The organism is Chromohalobacter sp. HP20-39 (assembly GCF_033052815.1).
GTDB lineage: Bacteria > Pseudomonadota > Gammaproteobacteria > Pseudomonadales > Halomonadaceae > Chromohalobacter.
Map to the genome: position 1 here is coordinate 1 of NZ_JAWHTP010001036.1, position 246 is coordinate 246.

The 246-nt window shown below is 67.1% G+C and carries 1 protein-coding gene; it reads left to right on the top strand.

Annotation, left to right across the window (positions count from 1 at the left end; translation table 11 throughout):
* On the top strand, positions 1-246 hold a 246-nt coding region (locus RVY79_RS21075), incomplete at both ends, for a hypothetical protein (RefSeq protein WP_317466558.1).

The window sequence follows — 246 nt, forward strand, 5'->3', positions numbered from 1 at the left end:
CCACTGCACACCCATCTCGTGCATCCGGGCCTCGTGCGCAGCCATGCCGCGCGCCAGCCGGTGACGGTGTCGGTCACGCAATCCGCCGATGGCCTGCAGGTGGACTACACAGGCCAGGCGCAGCAAAGCGGCCTGCTGTATCGCCTGTTCGAATCGCCGCGCACGATGGAGCGCGCGCACTTCGGGGTGGCTGCTCCTGCCACGGCACAACTTGAATACCGCTACGCCAATGGCAGCGCGCTGTAC